19 protein-coding genes are annotated in these 18,723 nt (G+C 60.1%); 5 read left to right on the top strand and 14 right to left on the bottom strand.

All coding sequences use genetic code 11. The annotated features are described in order from the left end of the window. Positions 1-198: 198 nt before the first annotated feature. From F3J08_RS10210 to F3J08_RS10180, 7 genes are all read right to left on the bottom strand, one after another. Positions 199-1,653: a sensor histidine kinase gene (locus tag F3J08_RS10210; protein ID WP_370458712.1), complete on the bottom strand. Its 1,455-nt coding sequence runs from the start codon at positions 1,651-1,653 to the stop codon at positions 199-201. Next, positions 1,640-2,365, bottom strand: coding sequence for a response regulator transcription factor (locus tag F3J08_RS10205; RefSeq protein WP_166929733.1), 726 nt, complete (start codon positions 2,363-2,365; stop codon positions 1,640-1,642). Before F3J08_RS10205 ends, F3J08_RS10210 begins: the two co-directional genes overlap by 14 nt. A 48-nt stretch (positions 2,366-2,413) precedes the next feature. After that, positions 2,414-3,646 carry a DNA recombination protein RmuC gene (locus F3J08_RS10200; protein ID WP_370458711.1) on the bottom strand — a complete coding sequence of 411 codons (1,233 nt, stop codon included), beginning with the start codon at positions 3,644-3,646 and terminating at the stop codon, positions 2,414-2,416. A gap of 161 nt (positions 3,647-3,807) precedes the next feature. Then, positions 3,808-4,053, bottom strand: coding sequence for a hypothetical protein (locus F3J08_RS10195; protein ID WP_122038860.1), 246 nt, complete (start codon positions 4,051-4,053; stop codon positions 3,808-3,810). Between the two features lie 85 nt (positions 4,054-4,138). Then, positions 4,139-4,675 carry a type 1 glutamine amidotransferase domain-containing protein gene (locus F3J08_RS10190; protein WP_166929731.1) on the bottom strand — a complete coding sequence of 179 codons (537 nt, stop codon included), beginning with the start codon at positions 4,673-4,675 and terminating at the stop codon, positions 4,139-4,141. A gap of 99 nt (positions 4,676-4,774) precedes the next feature. After that, positions 4,775-5,953 carry an aminoacetone oxidase family FAD-binding enzyme gene (locus F3J08_RS10185; RefSeq protein WP_166929729.1) on the bottom strand — a complete coding sequence of 393 codons (1,179 nt, stop codon included), beginning with the start codon at positions 5,951-5,953 and terminating at the stop codon, positions 4,775-4,777. 17 nt (positions 5,954-5,970) lie between these two features. Next, on the bottom strand, positions 5,971-6,639 hold the full coding sequence (locus F3J08_RS10180; RefSeq protein ID WP_023979024.1) for a glutathione S-transferase family protein: 669 nt from the start codon (positions 6,637-6,639) through the stop codon (positions 5,971-5,973). A 107-nt stretch (positions 6,640-6,746) separates the two neighbouring features. Here F3J08_RS10180 and minC point away from each other — a divergent pair, with 107 nt between their 5' ends. From minC to F3J08_RS10160, 4 genes are all read left to right on the top strand, one after another. Continuing rightward, positions 6,747-7,496: a septum site-determining protein MinC gene (minC, locus tag F3J08_RS10175; protein ID WP_240149271.1), complete on the top strand. Its 750-nt coding sequence runs from the start codon at positions 6,747-6,749 to the stop codon at positions 7,494-7,496. Between the two features lie 112 nt (positions 7,497-7,608). Beyond that, positions 7,609-8,424, top strand: coding sequence for a septum site-determining protein MinD (minD, locus tag F3J08_RS10170; RefSeq protein ID WP_166929727.1), 816 nt, complete (start codon positions 7,609-7,611; stop codon positions 8,422-8,424). Next, on the top strand, positions 8,421-8,693 hold the full coding sequence (minE, locus tag F3J08_RS10165; RefSeq protein WP_122038864.1) for a cell division topological specificity factor MinE: 273 nt from the start codon (positions 8,421-8,423) through the stop codon (positions 8,691-8,693). The genes minD and minE overlap by 4 nt, the downstream gene beginning before the upstream one ends. 33 nt (positions 8,694-8,726) lie before the next feature. Further along, on the top strand, positions 8,727-9,089 hold the full coding sequence (locus F3J08_RS10160; RefSeq protein WP_166929725.1) for a YidB family protein: 363 nt from the start codon (positions 8,727-8,729) through the stop codon (positions 9,087-9,089). A gap of 99 nt (positions 9,090-9,188) precedes the next feature. On the opposite strand, the gene F3J08_RS10155 is transcribed toward F3J08_RS10160, so the two are convergent. Next, a complete protein-coding gene (locus F3J08_RS10155; RefSeq protein ID WP_166929723.1) occupies positions 9,189-10,367 on the bottom strand; it encodes an SMP-30/gluconolactonase/LRE family protein in 1,179 nt (392 codons plus the stop codon). Between the two features lie 247 nt (positions 10,368-10,614). On the opposite strand from F3J08_RS10155, the gene F3J08_RS10150 reads away from it, so the two are divergent. Continuing rightward, positions 10,615-12,921: a TonB-dependent receptor gene (locus tag F3J08_RS10150; protein ID WP_240149270.1), complete on the top strand. Its 2,307-nt coding sequence runs from the start codon at positions 10,615-10,617 to the stop codon at positions 12,919-12,921. Positions 12,922-13,019: 98 nt separating this feature from the next. Here the strand turns inward: F3J08_RS10150 and F3J08_RS10145 are convergent, their stop codons facing one another. The 6 genes from F3J08_RS10145 to F3J08_RS10120 all read right to left on the bottom strand — a co-directional run bounded on the left by F3J08_RS10145 (position 13,020) and on the right by F3J08_RS10120 (position 18,719). Then, positions 13,020-13,973 (bottom strand): ABC transporter ATP-binding protein, encoded by a 954-nt coding sequence (locus F3J08_RS10145; RefSeq protein ID WP_166929815.1) that lies wholly within the window; start codon positions 13,971-13,973, stop codon positions 13,020-13,022. Continuing rightward, positions 13,970-14,971, bottom strand: a complete 1,002-nt coding sequence (locus F3J08_RS10140) for an ABC transporter ATP-binding protein (RefSeq protein ID WP_166929721.1) — start codon at positions 14,969-14,971, stop codon at positions 13,970-13,972. Before F3J08_RS10140 ends, F3J08_RS10145 begins: the two co-directional genes overlap by 4 nt. Continuing rightward, a complete protein-coding gene (locus F3J08_RS10135) occupies positions 14,961-15,941 on the bottom strand; it encodes an ABC transporter permease (RefSeq protein WP_166929719.1) in 981 nt (326 codons plus the stop codon). Before F3J08_RS10135 ends, F3J08_RS10140 begins: the two co-directional genes overlap by 11 nt. After that, positions 15,938-16,900, bottom strand: coding sequence for an ABC transporter permease (locus tag F3J08_RS10130; protein WP_166929717.1), 963 nt, complete (start codon positions 16,898-16,900; stop codon positions 15,938-15,940). Before F3J08_RS10130 ends, F3J08_RS10135 begins: the two co-directional genes overlap by 4 nt. A gap of 151 nt (positions 16,901-17,051) precedes the next feature. Beyond that, positions 17,052-18,062 (bottom strand): DNA polymerase III subunit delta, encoded by a 1,011-nt coding sequence (gene holA / locus F3J08_RS10125; RefSeq protein WP_166929715.1) that lies wholly within the window; start codon positions 18,060-18,062, stop codon positions 17,052-17,054. Between the two features lie 6 nt (positions 18,063-18,068). Continuing rightward, positions 18,069-18,719: an LPS assembly lipoprotein LptE gene (locus tag F3J08_RS10120; RefSeq protein ID WP_166929713.1), complete on the bottom strand. Its 651-nt coding sequence runs from the start codon at positions 18,717-18,719 to the stop codon at positions 18,069-18,071. Positions 18,720-18,723: the final 4 nt, after the last annotated feature.

Genomic DNA, 18,723 nt, shown 5'->3' with positions numbered 1-18,723 from the left:
GAAAATTCCTTTTAAGTTCCAAACTGGAACAACCTTTCATACGCTCGTCACACAGCCTAGCCAGTTGTCGCCCCCTCTGTATTGGCGCTTTCAACGTCCCCGGCGCAGAAGGGGCGACGCCGTGCAGGAGAAATCCTGCCATCATGAGAGCGCCTGAGCCACGGGCTTTTCCAGAGTGGCGCCCGACAGGCGGTATTGTCAGCAGGCAGTTTCAGGCGGCTCCGAGACCTGAAACACCATTTCAAAGGCACAACCCGGGCGATCGGTCGTGCCATCACCATCCGCAATCGCCAGATCGATCCCATGCAACCTCAGTATGGCCATGACGAGGCTGAGCCCGAGGCCGCTGCCGGGAACATGACGGCTTTTGTCCGAGCGGTAAAAACGCCCGAGGACGGCCTCTCGTTCCGCTTGCGGAATACCGATGCCGGTATCGGCAACCCGCAGATGGATCACCCCCGGCCCTGGCAAGGCCGAGATCGTGACACGCCCGCCTGAGGGTGTAAACTTCATCGCATTGTCGAGCAGGTTGGCCAACACCTCCACCAACAGGTCTCGATCACCGAATGTGATCATCGGATCAGGAATACGCTCGCCCGGTCGGGTAAGTGCGGACGGCGGCAGCACCGGCGCGACCACATTAGTCAACACAAGACCATTGGTTTCAGCAATCGGCTCGTAGAGATCGACGATGTCCGCCACCAGATCAGCGAGATTGACGTACCCGAACCCGGCACGACGCCGGCCATTCTCGATCTCGCCAATGCGCAGCAGCGCTGTGATGACCGAAAAGCACTGATCGAGGTCCATCGTCGCGCGCTCGATCACCGAATTCAGATAATCGGCATCGTGGGGGCTCGATGTCGCGCGCTCCAGCCGAGCGCGCACGCGTGAGAGAGGCGTGCGCAGATCATGGGCGATGTCATTACCGACATCGCGTATCTCATCCATCAGGTATTCGAGGCGGTCGAGCATCCTGTTGACCGAGCCTGCCAGACGCTCAAGCTCATCTCGCTCGCGCGCTGCGGGCAGACGCTCATGCACATCGCCCTGCATGATACGATCTATAGCCTCGTGCATGGTCTTGACGCGGGCCAGCGCCCGATGGCTGAGCACCACGCCTGTCAGAAGCGCAAACATGACAACCGGGAAGACCGACAGCAGCGCGCCACGCCGTATCATGTAGTGAAGTTCGGACAACAGGTGCAGCGAATGGGCCAGCACCAGTATGCGGCCGCCCGGCACCTTGACCGCCAGAAAACGCATCTCGTAGGGCGCATCATCTGTGGGTGAGAGCGTCAGGCGGTGAACCTTGCCATCAACCTCCAGCCCTTCGGGCCAGGCTTTGAGGTCGCCCGCGATATGGTGATAGTGACCATCGAACAATCCGGCCCAGTTGATCACCACGCGCAGTTCGTTGCTCGCTCGCTCACGTACCTGATATTCCAGACGCTCAGGCGTTTCCTGCACCAGTACATCGGCCTCCCGATGTAGGATACCGCTCGATCGCTCGGCCTCGAAATGCGTCATCTGCACGAAAAGCAGAACGAATTGCAGCACCATGCCGCCAATGATGGCGGCCACGAAAGCCAGCGTCAGGCGGAAGGTCGCGGTACGGAAAACGCCAAAGCGTGGATTGTCAGAGAGCGACACGCAGCATGAACCCCGATCCTCTGATGCTGTGGATCAGCGGCGTTTCACCGGTGGCATCGACCTTGCGACGCAGCTTGCCGATATGCACGTCAACCAGATTGGTCTGGGGGATGAAACGGTAATTCCAGACATCCTCCAGCAGCATGGTTCGGGTGAGCACCTGGTTAGGCCTGCGCATCAGATATTCGAGCAAGCGGAACTCACGCGGCAGCAATTCGATCTCCCGTCCCTCGCGGGTGACGGTACGGTCGATCAGATCCATGTCCAGCGGCCCGACGCGCAGCGTTGTCGCGCGCGTGTCATTGGGTCGCCTCAGCAGGGCCTCAATGCGCGCTACCAACTCATCCATGGCGAATGGCTTGGTGAGATAATCATCGCCACCGGCCTTGAGACCGGTCACACGATCATCCACGGCTGAGAGAGCGGACAAAACCAGCACAGGCGCGTGAATGTTCTGATGGCGAAGCTTCTCGATAACCGAAAGTCCGTCGAGCAGCGGCAACATGCGATCGAGAACCATCAGATCATATGCATCGCTCGTCGCTGCTTCGAGCCCGGCCTGACCAGTGGAGACATGCGAAACGGCGAAGCCGCGAGCCGCCAGTTCCTCAACAACTTCCTTCGCAAGCGTGTCATCATCCTCAACAAACAGGATGCGTGTTTTTGGAGACAACTCTGGCGAAGCAGAAGAGAGACTATGATCCGGTTTCATGGTGTCATTTCTGCCCAATCCTGCCCCGCTTCGATAGTAAAATTCAGCTTAAAGCTCATCCAGTGTTTCGAGGTCGTCACCCGGCCCCTGCCCGTCAAGCCCGCGAAGCTTGCGTCCCAGAACACGTGTGCGCCGCCTCGCTTCATCGATTGTATTGCTCATGGCACCCGCGCCACGTGAGAGTTTTTCAAGAACGCCATCCATGCGCAGCATTTCCTGCCGGGTGAGCCCCAGAAGCCTTGCGATGGCGTCCGTGCGTTCCTCCAGCGCCAATGTCACATATCCGAGATGGACTGTACGCAGCAGGGCAGGAATGAGGGAGGGCCCCATGATAATGACCCGGTGCACGCGCCCGACCTCATCGATCAGCCCCGGTATGCGCGCAACCTCCATGTAGAGCCCATCCGTTGGCAGGTAGAGCACGGCAAACTCAACGGTAAGCGGTGGATGGATATATTTCTCGGCAATCTTGCGGGCTTCAAGACGCACCGCATTGTCGAGGGCGCGCCGCGCGATACGCTCTGCTGCCTGATCGGCGCGATCCACCGCATCGATCAGACGCTCATAAGCTTCGGTGGGGAATTTACTGTCGATGGCAAGGCGCGGTGGCGTGGCGCTGCGCACCGGCATGCGCAGGGCGAACTCTACAACTTCACCACCATCGCCAATCCGGTAGTTACTGTCGTAGGATTCGGCGGGCAGAATATCGTCCAGTATCGCGCGCAGCTGGGCTTCACCCCAACCGCCACGCGTCTTGACGTTGCCGAACAGTCGTTTCAGATCGCCAATCTGGGCTGTCACGGCGGACACTTCGCCGATGGCCTTCTGCATGGCTGAAAACTGCTCGACAACACGCTGGAACGAGGTCTGCATCTGTTTTTCGACGGTGACGTGCAGTTGCTCGCTGACCGAGGCCCGGATCTGGGCAAGCTGCTCTGCATTTTCGCGCATCATGTCGCGCAGCATCTGCCCTTGGGCAAGCCGCGTTTCAGCAAGCTCCTGACCAAGGCGATGACTCAGCCCGGCCAGACGATCACTCATATCGCTGCGCTGCTGTTCGAGACGCGAGGACAAAACCCGTTCGGTTTCGATCAGGGCATTGCGATGAAATTCGCTCTCACTGCCACGTTCGGCCGCATCACGCTCAAGCAGCACGTAGATGCGCGAGAGAAGGTCCCTGTCTGTCCCACGGCGTGAGAGCCGTGACCACAGAAACACCGTTACAGCCAATGCAACAACTGCAACCAGCCAAGGGAAAAAACTGAAAAAATCCTGCGACAAATCCGGCTCCGCTTTACTCCCCTGTATAGGAACAAAATAGGAATAGCGGAAGATGCTTCGTCGCGAAGCCTGTCAGGTTATCCGTCGAGGAAAGAATAAATCACAGCGCAGAAAATGGCCCCCGTTGCGAATGTTCGGCATCGGGAGCCCTTCAGCCATGATCAGTGGATATTGCCGTAGGAAGCAGCACCGATGCCGGGGCAGGAGCATGGGTTGCCCAGCGGCACCTGTGTCGGCATCTTGCAGGTGTAGATTCCAGCCTTGCAGGTGTATCCGTATCCCACGACCTGCGTTCCAGGTGGCGTGGGACCCGGTGCCGCCGTTCCTTCGCAGGCGGCAAGCAAGAGCAGTCCTGCAAGCCCGCCAAGAACACGGGCAGAGCGTCTGAAATTGGTCGGGTTCGTCATGGTTTACACCTTTCTTGTTTGCTCGCGGGCTCCGTAAGTCGCCGGCTTTCTCATCGATCAGAACGACGCAGAAACAAGGCAGTTTTCAGGCGGATTTGTCACGATATTGCGCCACCAGCGCCTCGCAGAATGCCGGGAGATCGTCGGGATTGCGCGATGTGACCAGGTTGGCATCGACCACAACCTCGCGATCAACCCAGTTTGCCCCGGCATTGAGCAGATCCGTCTGAAGTGACGGCCACGACGTCAGGGTGCGGCCTTTGACGCCACCTGCCTCGATCAGGGTCCATGCACCGTGGCAGATGCTTGCAATCGGCTTTTGCTGAGCAACAAACCCGCGCAGGAACGCAATTGCGGCCTCGTTGATACGCAGCGCGTCAGGATTTGTTGTCCCGCCAGGGAGAAGGATGCCAGCAAACTCCATGTCGGCAGCCTCGCCTATGGTCGCACCGACCTCGATGGTCGAAGCCGGGTGCACGTCCCCCTTCATGGACTGGATCGTGCCTTTTTGGGGAGCGACGACCAGCGTCCTGAAGCCATTTGCCTCAAGAGCCTGACGTGGCTGGACGAGTTCACACTCCTCGACGCCATCTGTGGCGAGGATGGCAATGCACGGATTCATGAGATGATCTCCTGATACGACGCGCCCACAGCCCGGCATTGAGCCTTGTCAGCGCATGATGTTCTGCCATGACGCTGAACAGACGTAAGGGTTCGCTATTCAGCGCCTCGCAGCGATCGCCCGGCCCGCGGCCACGCCACTCGACCACGCCCACTGGAAATTGTAGCCGCCAAGCCAGCCGGTCACATCTACCGCCTCGCCAATCGCGAAGAGACCCGGCACATCGCGGGCCTCCATGGTCTTGGACGACAGCGCGCGCGTGTCGATCCCGCCTTTCATGACCTCGGCCTTGGCGTAACCCTCTGTACCCGACAACCGGGGCCGCCAGGACGCAATCCGGGCAGCCAGCTCGGCAATCCGTTTGTCTGGCAGGTTTGCAAGGGTGCAGGTCACATCCGCGAGGCTGATCCCCGCAATATGACGCGCCAGACGTTGCGGCAGGTCCGCCAGCAGCGAGGCAGGCTCGGCGCGAGGTCGTGCCTTCTTGATGGCACCCAACGCCTCGCGGGCATCCTTGCCGGGCATCATGTCGATCAGCGGCGCATCGAGCGGCCCGTCCTGATAGGAAGAAATCTGCAATATCGCCGGGCCGGAAAGGCCTCGATGGGTGAACACCATCCCATCCGTGAATCCGGCTTTGCCAAGGCTGGCGCGAACAGGCAGCGACACGCCAGCGAGATCGGGCAGCGGCGTCTCCAGCGTAAGAGGCACGAGGCCAGGCACCGTCGGCACTACATCCAGCCCGAATTGCCGTGCAAGACGCAGCGAGAGATCGGTCGCACCAAGCTTGGGTATGGAAAGCCCCCCTGTTGCCAGGACAAGGTTGCGGCCTTCGATCTCACCCCGGTCTGTCCTGACGACGAAAGTCTCGCCTTTGGTGACCGACTGGATGCGCGTGTCGAGGTAGAGCGCGCAGCCCTCGGCCTCCCGCAGCAGCAGCGTCACGATGTCACGGGCCGACTCGGCACAGAAAAGCTGGCCTTCCGCTTTCTCCTGCCAGCCAATCCCATGGCGCTCGACCAGGGCCAGAAAATCGCGCGGTGTATAGCCAGCCAGAGCAGAGCGCATGAAGTGACGATTGGCAGAGAGAAAGTTCTCGGCGCGTGCATCCAGGTTGGTGAAATTGCAGCGCCCACCCCCTGAGATCAGGATCTTGCGGCCGGGCTCGGACGCATGGTCGAGAATGGCTACCGACGCTCCACCCTTGCGGGCTGCCGCCGCCGCCATGAGCCCGGCAGCGCCGGCGCCCAGAACGACCGCATCAAACACATTGTTCATCTGTTACCCTGCGTCGCTCAGAAATCGAGATCGGCGTAATGCGCGGGCGGATTGAATCCGTTGACCCGGTCATTGAGCAGGGAGCGGAAACTTGGACGTGATTTCATGCGCGCATACCAGTCCTTGGCCGCAGGTGCCTTCGACCAGTCGATATCTCCAATATAGTCGAGGCAGGACAGATGCGCTGCTGCCGCAAAATCGGCCATCGAGAGCATGTTGCCTGCCAGCCAGGCACGTGTTTCGGCCAGCCACCCGATATAGTCGAGATGAAAGCGCATATTGGCATAGCCTGCACGCAGGGCCGTCCCATCCGGATTGCCGCGCCCGGCCAGACGCTTGTCGACCTTTTCACCCAGAAGATTGCGCGACACTTCATGGCCGAACTTGCCCTCGAACCATGCCATAAGGCGACGGACCTCGACGCGCTCTGCCAGGGTGCGCCCCATGAGAGGCGTGTCGGGATAAGCCTCCTCAAGATATTCGCAGATCACCCACGCATTCGGGATGGATAGGCCGTTTTCCTCGACCAGAAGCGGGACATCGCCCGCCGGGTTCAAGGCGAGATATTCAGGACGGTTTTCCCAGACCTTTTCGGTCTTGGGTTCATAGGGTAACCGTTTCTCGGCAAGAACGAGCCTGACCTGACGGCTTTGCGGCGAGAGCGGCAGATGATACAAAATGCGCATGCTTTATTCTTAAGCGTCTGGCCCGCCGCGAAGCAAGAGAGCTACGTCATTCCACCGCCCCATTTTCGATCCTGTTTCTTCAGGGTCCATCAGAGCGATCCCCGATCATGACAGACCAGATGACCTGCGCTGAAACCGACCCTGTCCGCGAGAGCGCGCCAATGCGCATCCGGGCACGCGGACGTTCCTTCCTCGCCCTCGTCCTGTCTCCTGAAGCCCCCCTGGCAGACTGGCTGCTGGGGCTGGACAACCAGATTGCCCGCTCGGTCGGTTTCTTTGCCGGCCGTCCTGTGATTCTCGATCTTGGCCTGCTGTCTTCCGATGCGGAAGGGTTGAGCGCGCTACAACAGGCGCTGGAAGCGCGCAGCATCCACATCATCGGCATCGAAAATGCTGATCGCAGCTGGGCACAGCTGGAACACTGGGTGTGGCCGGCAACACTTGAGGGCGGTCGCGCGAGTGGTGCGGTCGAATTTCCCACAGCGGGAAGCGATGCGCCCCCTGCCGTAAGCCCTGTGACCCAACGCGCCGAAAGCCTTATCATCGAGCGTGCGATCCGATCCGGGCAAAGCATCACCCATCTGGATGGCGATATCGTCATTCTTGGCTCCGTTGCCTCGGGCGCGGAACTGGTTGCCGGTGGGTCGATCCATGTCTACGGAGCCTTGAGGGGCCGCGCCATCGCCGGTGTCGGTGGCCAGCCGGATGCCCGCATATTCGCCAGCCGGATGCAGGCTGAACTCCTCGCTATCGATGGCTTCTATAAGATTGCTGAGGAGATCGAGGCTGAGCTTTACGACCAGCCCGCACAGGCCCTGCTGAGCGAAGACCACGTGATGGTCATACGGCTGGGCTAAACGAAACTATTTGCAATCTGATGATTGCGGCACACGCCCTTTCCTCAGTAGTATTGCTTTTGGTCGCACAACGAAAAAGCGACGTATTCCCTGGAAGTTTGGTGGAGCGCACATGGCTAAGGTGCTGGTAGTCACATCCGGTAAGGGCGGGGTCGGCAAGACGACCACGACAGCAGCACTTGGTGCCGCACTGGCCCAGTCAGGACAGAACGTCGTCGTGATCGATTTCGACGTTGGCCTGCGCAACCTCGACCTCGTCATGGGGGCCGAGCGCCGCGTTGTTTTTGATTTCATCAACGTGGTCCAGGGGGACGCCAAACTCTCGCAGGCACTGATACGTGACAAGCGCGTCGAGACGCTGTCCATTCTGCCAGCGTCGCAGACCCGCGACAAGGACGCCCTCACTTCCGAAGGGGTGGCCAAGGTTATCGAAGAGCTTCGCGAGAAATTCGACTGGATTATCTGCGACAGCCCTGCAGGGATCGAACGCGGTGCCCAGATGGCGATGTATCATGCCGATATCGCTGTGGTCGTGACAAACCCCGAAGTCAGCTCCGTCCGCGATAGCGATCGCATCATCGGGATGCTCGACAGCACGACAGAAAAAGCGACCAGGGGAGAGAAAGTCGAGAAGCATCTTCTCATGACGCGCTACGATCCATCCCGCGCGGCCAAGGGCGAGATGCTCAATACGGAAGACGTGCTCGAAATTCTTTCCATCCCGCTGCTGGGCATTATCCCCGAGAGCGAGGAAGTGCTGCGTGCTTCCAACGTCGGTGCGCCAGTAACCCTGTCAAATTCTGAGTCCGCCCCGGCTCGCGCCTATTTTGATGCAGCCAGACGCCTGCAGGGCGAGAAGCTTGAAATCCAGATCCCGCTCGAGCGGAAAGGCCTTCTCGAGTGGCTGTTCAAGAAGAGGGTCGCATGAGCCTGTTCGGACTATTTGCAAAGCGCAACACCGGCGCCGTTGCACGTGATCGTCTTCAGATCCTGCTGGCGCATGAACGCTCGGGTAGCGGCAACTCTGAGCTGATCAGTCAGTTACATCGCGAGATCCTTGAGGTGATCAAGCGCCATGTAGCAGTGGATCAGGACAAGGTTCAGGTCAAGCTCGATGGCGGCCATGACGGTTGTTCAGTGCTCGAAATCGATATCGAGATGCCGCAGATCGACAAGGACGTAAGGCGCTCGGCCTGATTTCTGGCGGAGCGTAAAATCTGGAGAGAAGGTTTGAGTGGTTTTTTCGGATCAATGATCAATTCTGCCATCGGGTCCATGGGTGACAAACTCAAGGAAAAGCTGGGTGGCAGTGTCGGTGAGTACCTGACCAGCGAACAAGGGATCCAGACGCTTGTCGAACAGGCACGCCGCGCCGGGCTTGAGGACAAGGTTCGCTCCTGGATCGGCTCCGGCGAAAATCTGCCCATCTCAGCGGATGAATTGAGGGCGCTCCTGACCGACGAGCAGATCCAGATGCTGGTGTCAAAAACCGGACTCCCCGCAGGAGCTCTTCTGCCGGCCCTCGCCCAGTTCATTCCCGGCGTGGTCGATCAGCACACCAGCGAACAGGATCAGCCGCCGGCCGCCGGCTGAATGATCGACCGCCTGTGATTGTTCACAGACATCCCAATCTAGCCTAGCCGGGTCAGGTTCTGACCCGGTTACCGCTTCCTTGCCACAATCATGATTAGGCTAACCCGCCTTCCCCGGCATTGCATCGAGCGGTTTGATCGGATCAACGGGAAAACGGATCAGCAGATAAGGCGGCTCACGCCGGTTATGGCCCTCATTAAATGACGGCAGGCGATTCCACTGCCCAAGCGTACAATAGATCCAGTCCCGCGTGGCACAGATGCCATCAGGTGACAGGATACGCGCATCCCTGACAGCCATGGCAAACGACCCGTCAGGATCACGGCGCAGGATGCAATCATGCTCGTAATTGGTGGTATAGAGCCGGCCATGCTGATCGAAACATAGGCCATCGGCTGTGCCCTTTTCGCCCTCATCCCGTATCTGGGCAGCCAAGGCCTCATCCGACAGGCTTTGATCGGCCAGTGCGCGCGTCGGTATGCTGTAAAGGCGACGGCTTGTCAGCGGTGCGTAATACAGGCGGGATTCGTCAGGCAGCAAGGCAATACCATCCGCCCCACCTGACACCATCTGGGGATGATGCGGCACGTAGCGTCTGGGCTCTCCTTCCACAATTGCCATGAACCCCGGTACGGCCTGGGTCGAAACATGATGCGCCAGAACCCGCTTGGTCTGGCCAGTCGCAATATCCGCAACAATCATGGCAGGCTCATCGCCGAACGAGGAATCCGTCACGAAGACGGTTCCCTTGGCACCGACCGACAGCGCAACGCGCAGATCATTCATATGACTGTTCGGCAGCATGACCGGGGATTTGAGCAGGATCTTGTGCGTGACGCGGTTGCTTACCGGGTCGATGCAAACAATCTTGGCCGCCCCTTCAGGAATGTCGTGGCCCGCGAGCTTGCCATCATCGATCACCCATAGCCGTCCGGCAGAATCATGGGCGATGCCATGGACAGACATCAGGCGATCTGCCGGGGCCATGTCGGATGGGAGGCTGAACTCGGCTGACGGATAGGGCACCACCACGCCCCCCTTGACCTCACCCAGGGTGGCACCGGCATGGTTATCGGCGTGACGCGGAAAGCTGACGAACATGCGGCCATCGGGAAGCACGGCAACGCCAGATGGCCCCGGTCCGACAAATTTGGCGACAATCTCGAATTCACCGCTCGAACTCGTCCCGTCATCGGCATTGCCTGAGGCGAGGGCCGGGCCAGCCACCCCCAGCAGCGGTGCAACGGAAGCAGCAGAAAGAAAGGACCGGCGTTTCATGGCGGGATTCACCTCGATCAGGACGGGACGACCTGCTTGAAACGCTATGCGACGGATGCGGCTTCGTCCTTAAAATGCTTTTCATAAGGAGGGCTGTATCCCCCTTCGGCTGCCCCCCTCACCTGTCGCCAATTTGTCACAGTTCGCAACAGAGCCAGTGGACGGAGATTAAGAAAGAGTTGTTATGTTATATCATACAGAATAGGAACGAAGGCGATTTGTTCCGCCTTCAACCTGTTGGGTAGTCATGATGTCATCCCGATCCCTGTGGTCGTCCTGCCTGTTTCTGTCATGCTCGGTTCTGGCGCTCACCACGCCCGTTCATGCGCAGACTGCAGTGCCCTCCTCAACCACGACGACCCCGGTTGTGACGCCCGTGACAACCCAGTCTGGCACGCCAACGAGCGACCAGGCGTCCAGAACCTCCTTTGATAACACGGGTGATACAGCCTCGCAGGGCGTGAACGCCCAGAAGGAAGAGCATATCATCGTCAATGCGCGTCTCGATGAAATCCGCTCCTCTCTGCAATCCTCCACGGGTGCGACAACCTATCGCTTCACCCGCCGTGATATCGAAAACAACCCGGGCGGCGATAATGCACCGCTCAACACACTTCTCCTTCAGGCACCTGGCGTCGCGCAGGACAGCTTTGGCCAGATCCATGTGCGCGGCGATCACAACGAGGTCCAGTTCCGCCTCGATGGCGTGCAGCTTCCTGAAGGGCTGAGCGTTTTCGGCCAGGCGTTGATGACTCGCTTTGCCCATTCCGCCTCGCTCACCACCGGCGCGCTGCCCAGCGAATATGGTTTTCTGCAAGCCGGTGTGATCGACATCACCACCAAGAACGGTAGCGCCGATCCGGGTGGCGATGCCTCGATCTATGGTGGTGCGCGCGACTATTTCTTCCCGTCGCTGCAATATGGCGGCCACGCCGGGAAATGGGATTTCTTTGCGACCGGCGACTTCGTTCATAACCGGGTCGGTGTTGAAAACCCGACATCGAGCTTCAACCCGATCCACGACCTGAGCAACCAGTATCATGCGCTCGGTCATCTGCGTTACACGGCCGACGAGAATACCCGTATCAGCCTCACCGGAGGGGTATCGAACGCTCAGTATCAACTGCCCAACAACCCCGGTCAGCAACGCCAGTTTGCCAATCCGAGCTTCCTGGATTCAGCCCTGTCACAACAGGTTTATGGCAGCGTGGACAGCGCCAGCCTGAACGAGCGCCAGAAAGAGATCACCGATTTCGGTATCCTCTCGCTCCAGAAAGACATGGGCAAGGTCAGCCTGCAGAGTTCGGTTATCACGCGCTACTCGTCGCTTGGCTACTCGCCAGACCCGCTGGGCGATCTTGTGTATAACGGAATCAGCCAGCACGCAGCGCGTTCGGTTTTCTCGACGGGCTCGCAAACTGATGTCACATGGCACGCCAATCACCAGCATACGGTGCGCTTCGGTTATCAGGTCTATGTCGAGCGTAACAGCTCCAAGACGGATTCCATCGTCTATCAGCAGACGGGGGCCGAGGATGACGGCACACCCATCTATGATGGCACGACCAAGAATGTGCACGATGGCAGCGGCCGCACCGGCTGGATGTACGGGCTCTACGCTCAGGATGAGTGGCGCCCGTTGCGTGATCTGACAATCAATTACGGTCTGCGCTTCGACGGTGTCGATGAGTACACGCACTCGAAACAGGTCAGCCCGCGCATCAATATCGTGTGGCGTGCATGGCGGGGTGGCGTGGTTCATGCCGGATATTCGCGCTATTTCACCCCCCCGCCCTTCGAACTCGTCGCCAATACCTCGCTCAGCAAATATGTCGGCACATCCAACGAGCCGCAGACCTTGCAGAACAATACGGTCAAGGCGGAGCGCGACCATTACTTCGATGCTGGCGTAACGCAGTCCATTCTGCCCGGCTGGCACGCCTCTTTCGATGCCTATGTGAAGCTCGCCAAGAACATGATCGATGAAGGTCAGTTTGGCGCACCGATCATCCTCTCGGCGTTCAATTATCGCCGCGGGCAGGTGAATGGCTATGAGCTCTCGACGAATTACGAGCATGGCCCGCTCTCGCTCTACGGCAATGCGGCCTGGTCGCGGGCAATCGGCAAGGACATCACCACCGCACAGTGGACGATGGACCCGGATGATCTTGCCTATGTCCAAAACCGCTGGATCCATCTCGATCATGACCAGCGCTGGACGGCGTCCGCAGGGGGGAGCTACTCCTTCTTCTATCACACGGGCCACCCCACCCGTGTTTCGGCCTCGATGGTCTATGGTAGCGGCCTGCGCGCCGATGGTGTGGTGCCCAATGGCCGCTCTGTCCCGATCTATGCCACGTTCAACCTCTCGCTGGTCCAGTCCTTCAAGGATCTGTTCCGCGTGCCATTCCTCAAGCGCACCGAACTGCGTCTCGATGTGCTGAACCTGTTCGACAAGAGCTACCAGATCCGCGACGGATCAGGCATCGGCGTCGGGGCACCCCAATACGGCCTGCGTCGTACCATCCTGACTGGTATTTCGCAGAGGTTCTGAGTTCCAGGCCCTTGCCTGCCATAACGGGCAGGGGTCAGGACAAATGTCTCACCCTGCCAAGGGTAGGCTGCTCCCGGTACGCCGAGCCTATCTGGCAATCAGCTGGCGGCGTTGCCATCATGCAGAAGTGGGAAATGGCACGCCGCCCTGCGCCCTGCGCCGTAATCCGTGAGGATCGGCCGCTCAATTGCACAACGCGCCCGGGCAATCGGGCAGCGCGTGTGGAAGCGACAGCCCGGTGGCGGGGAAAGAGGACTTGGCACATCGCCCTGCAAGGGCGCCGCCAGCGGTTTGCCCGGTTGAGGCACAGCCTCTACCAGCGCCCTTGTATAGGGATGGAGCGGTCGCGAAAGCAGGGCGAGCGTCTCCCCTTCCTCGACAATCGCGCCCAGATACATCACCGCCACGCGGTCCGAAATCTGTCTCACCACCGCCAGATCATGCGAGATGAACAGACAGGCCAGACCCATCTCGGCCTGAAGCTGGCGCAGCAGATTGACAATCTGTGCCTGTACGGAAACGTCCAGCGCCGAGACAGGCTCGTCCGCGACGATGACCTGCGGTGAGAGCGCAATGGCGCGGGCAATGTTCAGCCTCTGCCGCTGCCCGCCAGAGAGCGCACCGGGATAACGGGGCAGATAATCCGCCGACAAACCTACGCGTTCAAGGAGCGCCACCAACGTGGCCCTGGACCACTCACGCCGATGGATACGAAACGGCTCCGCCAATGTATTGCCAATCGTCCAACGCGGATTGAAGGACGATCCAGAGTCCTGAAAGACCATCTGCAGATGGCTGCGCAGATCGCGCAGGGCGCGCCGCCCCATTTGCGCCATATCCTGCCCGTCGAACAGGATCTCTCCCTTGTCGGGGCGATCAAACCCCATCATGAGACGGCCCAGTGTGGATTTGCCGCAACCTGACTCACCGACGAGGGCAAGGCTCTCTCCACGCTTCAGAGCGAGCGAGATGCCATCGACGGCCCGCAGTGTCCTGCCGCGCCCCAGATGATAGGTCCGGGCGACATCTTGCGCTTTAAGCAGTTCCGTCATTCGTAGAGCACGCACGCCACCTCATGGCGCTCCTCTTTCTGCGCCTTGGCTGAGACGGTTGTCGTCGTGCTGTACAAGCCATCGATGACGCGCCGCATCGCTGGACGCACCTCACAGGGCTGCATGACATGGGGGCAGCGCGGCGCGAAAACACACCCGCTGGGTCGTGTCTGTGGCGAGGGAGGAGCACCCTCGATCACGGGCAATCTGGCCGGTCGCGGTCCTTCGAGCGGTGGTATGGCCTGCAACAGGGCCTGCGTATAGGGATGGCGTGGGGCCGAGAGAACAGCCGCCACCGGGCCGGTCTCGATGACGACCCCGGCGTAAAGAACGGCGACATGCGTGCAGCTTTGCGCCACTACCCCCATGTCATGGGTGATCAGCATGACGCTCGCCTCACGCGCACCGATCTCACGCAGCAACGCCAGGATCTGCGCCTGAACCGTGACATCGAGCGCCGTTGTCGGTTCATCAGCAATCAGCAGATCCGGCTCACAGGACACAGCCATCGCAATCATGGCGCGCTGGCGCAGCCCGCCAGACAGTTCATGCGGAAAACGCAAAGCGGTTTGCGCGGGAGACGGCACGCCCATACGCCCGAGCAGTGTCACCACACGCTCATTCGCCTCGCGTTTCGATACAAGCTGGTGCAGCCTGATCTGCTCGGCAATCTGGGCACCGATACGCCGAACCGGCAGAAAAGCCGTCATCGGATCCTGAAAGATCATGGCGGCCCGCCTGCCGCGAAAATGCTGCCACGCCCTCTCGGTCTGGGATTGCAGATCCTGCCCGTCAAAAATCATCTCACCGGACAGGATGCCGGGAGGTTGCAGCCCGAGCACGCTCAACCCGGTCAGGCTTTTCCCTGAGCCTGATTCGCCCACGACCCCAAGGATCTGACCGCGCTGCAGCGAGAGGGTCACGCCATCGAGCAGATAGCCGGCTCTGGGGTGTTTCAGCCGCAGGTTGCGCAGGGACAAAAGCGGCTCAGTGCCCATTCTTCCCTCCCCCGATGCGCGGGTCGAGCAGGCGATACAGCCCGTCGATCAGGGCGTTGGCAACCACCACGAAAAACGCCGCATAGAGCACGGTTGCCATGATGAGCGGCAGATCCAGCGTGCTCAGGCCCTGATAGGTCAGATGCCCGACACCGGGCAGCGCAAACACGACTTCCGTCAACAGGGCACCACCCCCGAGCAGCTGGGCGAAATCGAGACCGAACAATGAGAGCGCGCTCAGACCGGAAAGGCGCAAGGCATGAAAGAACCAGAGGCGCCACGGCCCTGCCCCTTTCGCACGTGCTGTGCGCAGCGCGTCTTCCTGCATGGCCGAAAGCAGGTCCGAGCGCAGAACCCGACTGTAAAGGCCGATGAAAGCGACAGCGAGCGTGAGCGCCGGGAGGATCAGACATTTCGTCCAGCCGAGAACACTCGTGGAGAGTGGCACATAGCCCAGTGGCGGCACCCAACGGAACAGCCAGGTGTCATGCAACCGGCTCTGACTCACCAGATTGACCATTTCGCCCAGCCAGAAAACCGGGATGGACAAACCAATCATAGCCAGCACAGAAAGGAGACGGTCCAGGGCACCGCCCTGAAAAGCCGCCCCCATCATGCCAAGCACCAGCGCGCCGCTCACCCAGAACAGCGCCGCCCATAGCACAAGCGAGAGCGTGACAGGTGCAGCAGCAAACACCTCCGAAACCACATTCTGCCCGTGATTGACGTAGGACGTCAGGTTTCGCGAGATGAACAGATGATCCATCATTGTGAGATAACGGACAGGTAGCGAGCGATCGAAGCCATAGGCATGGCGAACACGTTCGATCACCTCCGGGCTCGCGCCGCGCCCCGCAATACGGGCTGAGGGGTCCGACCCCGGCGTTGCAAAGAACACGGCAAAGACGAGTACCGAAATGCCGAACAGCACGAGCAGCATCTGCCCGAGGCGGGAGAGAAAGCCCCTCATCTGCCGCCCCGCCTGCGCAACGCCGTCTGCGCCGCGTCACCCAGCGTGTTCAGGGCCAGAACAGTCACGATGATGGCCAATCCCGGCGCGATGGCGACGACCGGGCGGCTATAGATCAATCCCTCGCCATCATGGATCAGGCTCCCCCACGAAGCGGCAGGTGCCTGCACACCGAGACTGAGAAAAGACAGTGCGGACTCCGCCAGGAGGCAAAGCGCCATGATGAGCGGTGCCAGCACAAAGACGGTTTCCGCCAGCAGGGGCAGGATCTCGCGCAGGATGATGCGCAGTGACGACGCCCCCAGCCCACGCGCTGCAAGAACGAAGCCAGCATTTTGCAGGCTTTTCGTCCGGGCCCGGATGGGCCGCGCCGCATAGGGCACATAGATGAGCGCGATAATCAGAATGGGCAGAAGCAGTGAGTCCGCCCGCAAGTGGAGCGGGCCAAAAGAGAGGTCATGGCCAATTGTCACCACGCTGAGGCTGATGGCGAACAGATAAACCGGCACTGCCCAGAGAATATCGAGCCCGCGCGACAGGACCAGATCGACCCACCCCCCACAATATCCGGCCGCCAGACCGCAAAACGTCGCGACAATCAGGCACAGGCAGGCGGCTGAAAAAGCGATGACCAGCGAGGATCGCGCCCCGTAAAGCAGTCTCGCGGCAATGTCGCGCCCCTGTGAATCGGCCCCAAGGGCATAAGACCCCCAACGCCATGACGGACCAATGGGAGAGAGGCCCAGATGGAGGGGGTTGTCATTGGCCTGCATGATATCCTGCGCATGGCCGTTGCGCATGACGGTGCCGGCCAGATTGGAAGCCATTGCATCGACCCCAACCGCTCGCGCATAGAGCGGCGCGGCGACAGCGCCAAGTACCAGAAGAAGCAAGGCGCCGATTGCCAGCAACACCGCAATGTTCCCGTACCACAGGGCTGAGCGTCTCGTGTTTCTCATCGGTTGTGCAAGCGCGCATGCGGCGGCGGAATGAGCTGCCCTGCGAGAGACATCAGCGGGCTAGCCGGCAACGCGCCGATTGCCATAATTGCCTCTGGGTCGCAGGTCGAAATCCTCATCGCACCGATCGTGGCAAAACGATGCGATGATTTCAACGCTGGAATGATCTCGGGCCGAGACAAAGCTGTGCAATCAGACGGCGTGACAGCGCCAGATCAGGGCTGCCCGTCTGCTTGCAGGCCAGCTCGAAACCCTGCACGGCATCGCAGGCTCTCCTGAGACCTGTGCGATCCCAGCGCTCAAGGGCTTTCGTGAAGCTCTCGGTTTTCTTGAAAAACACCGGGGGGCGAAGCATTTTCATGGCTTCCTGACGCGACTTGCCCTCATCCATCCAGTCCAGCACCCGCAGCAACCGGTTCATGAGCGACAGACAGGCACGCGCCAGAGCAATGGGAGACAAACCATCGGCAAGCGCACGCTCCAGCGCAATGTCAGCAATGGCTCGATCACCAGCCATCGCAGCACTTGTCGCATCATCCAGGGTAGCGCTAGCAGAATCACCGATACATTCCTGACAGTCATCGAGCGTCAGACGGCCACCTTCCCCGGCAAAAAGAACGAGCTTCTCGACTTCGCTTCGTATGGCTGCCCGGTCGGCTCCCATGACGGAAGAAAGCCAGAACAGGGCGTCACGGTCGATCGTGACTGAGGCCTCACGAAAGAGATCCGCCAGTGAGGCAATGAGGGTCTTGCCCTCCTCGGGGTAGCAACCGATGGCGGCAATCGAGGCATGGGCGTCAAGCGAGGTTCGCAGCTTCGCGCGTGAGGCAAGCCCCGGTGCTTCGATGACCAGAACCGTATCGCTGTCGATCGCAAGCGCCGCCATGACTCTGGGCAACAACGCGTCCTGGGCATCGCGCACCCATATGGCACGACGCCCCCCGATCAGCGAAAGCGCGCCCATCTCCTCTTCGAGGCGGCCATGCTGCTCCTGATCGAGCACTGCGACACGGAACGGGTCATCCAGAGACTCCGCCACCAGCTTGACGCACTGGGTGGCCCGCTCGCGTATCAGGCCGAGATCATCACCATAGAGCAGGACCCCGCGCCACTTGCCAATTTCAGCGAGTGTGCGGGAAGTCGAGCGGGCATCGATCTTCATGCGCGATCAGTTATCCGTGCTATTGAGATCCGTACGCCCCGTTGCCGCAGCCGGGAAGCCATCAGGACCCGCCTTCTCGTAAGGCTGACCATTCTGGGTCGGCATGGCGTTCGGATCAAAATAGGACGGCAGATCCGCTGCATTGTTACGCGATGGCTTGATCTGGGTCTTGAACCAGATGGCAATCTGCTGACGGATCGATCCCGCAAGGGTCTGGGCGATACGGGCCCGCACAGTCTCGTCATTCAGGGTCTGCGCGAGATACTGCTCGAAGGTCGCATTGAAGCCATCGAGTTCATTCACATCGCCCTCAGCCAGAAATCTTGGGGATGGCTCGACAGTATAGAGGCGCCAATGCGCTGTCCCCAGTTCGCGATAACGGCCGGCAGTATTATCGCTATGAATATCAATGACCGATGCATTGACGCCGTAGCTCACATTGAGCGTGTACCCGTCTGGCGCCTTGGTGCTGCCGCTCCCCAGCTGCTCCTGAAGCGCAAGCCGCAATTCCTGCCCCTGGCGCTCGGGGATGTTGGAGACATAGATGCGCTGCATCTCATGCGTCACACGAGCGCCGCCATCTCCATTGCTCCCATAAAGCGGCTGAAACCCGCAACCGCTCAGAGCCAGAGAAGCAAGCAGGATAAGACGGCGCATCGGT

The sequence above is a fragment of the Asaia sp. As-1742 genome (assembly GCF_011753235.1).
Classification (GTDB): Bacteria; Pseudomonadota; Alphaproteobacteria; order Acetobacterales; family Acetobacteraceae; genus Asaia; species Asaia bogorensis_B.
This window is presented reverse-complemented; position numbering and strand designations above follow the sequence as displayed.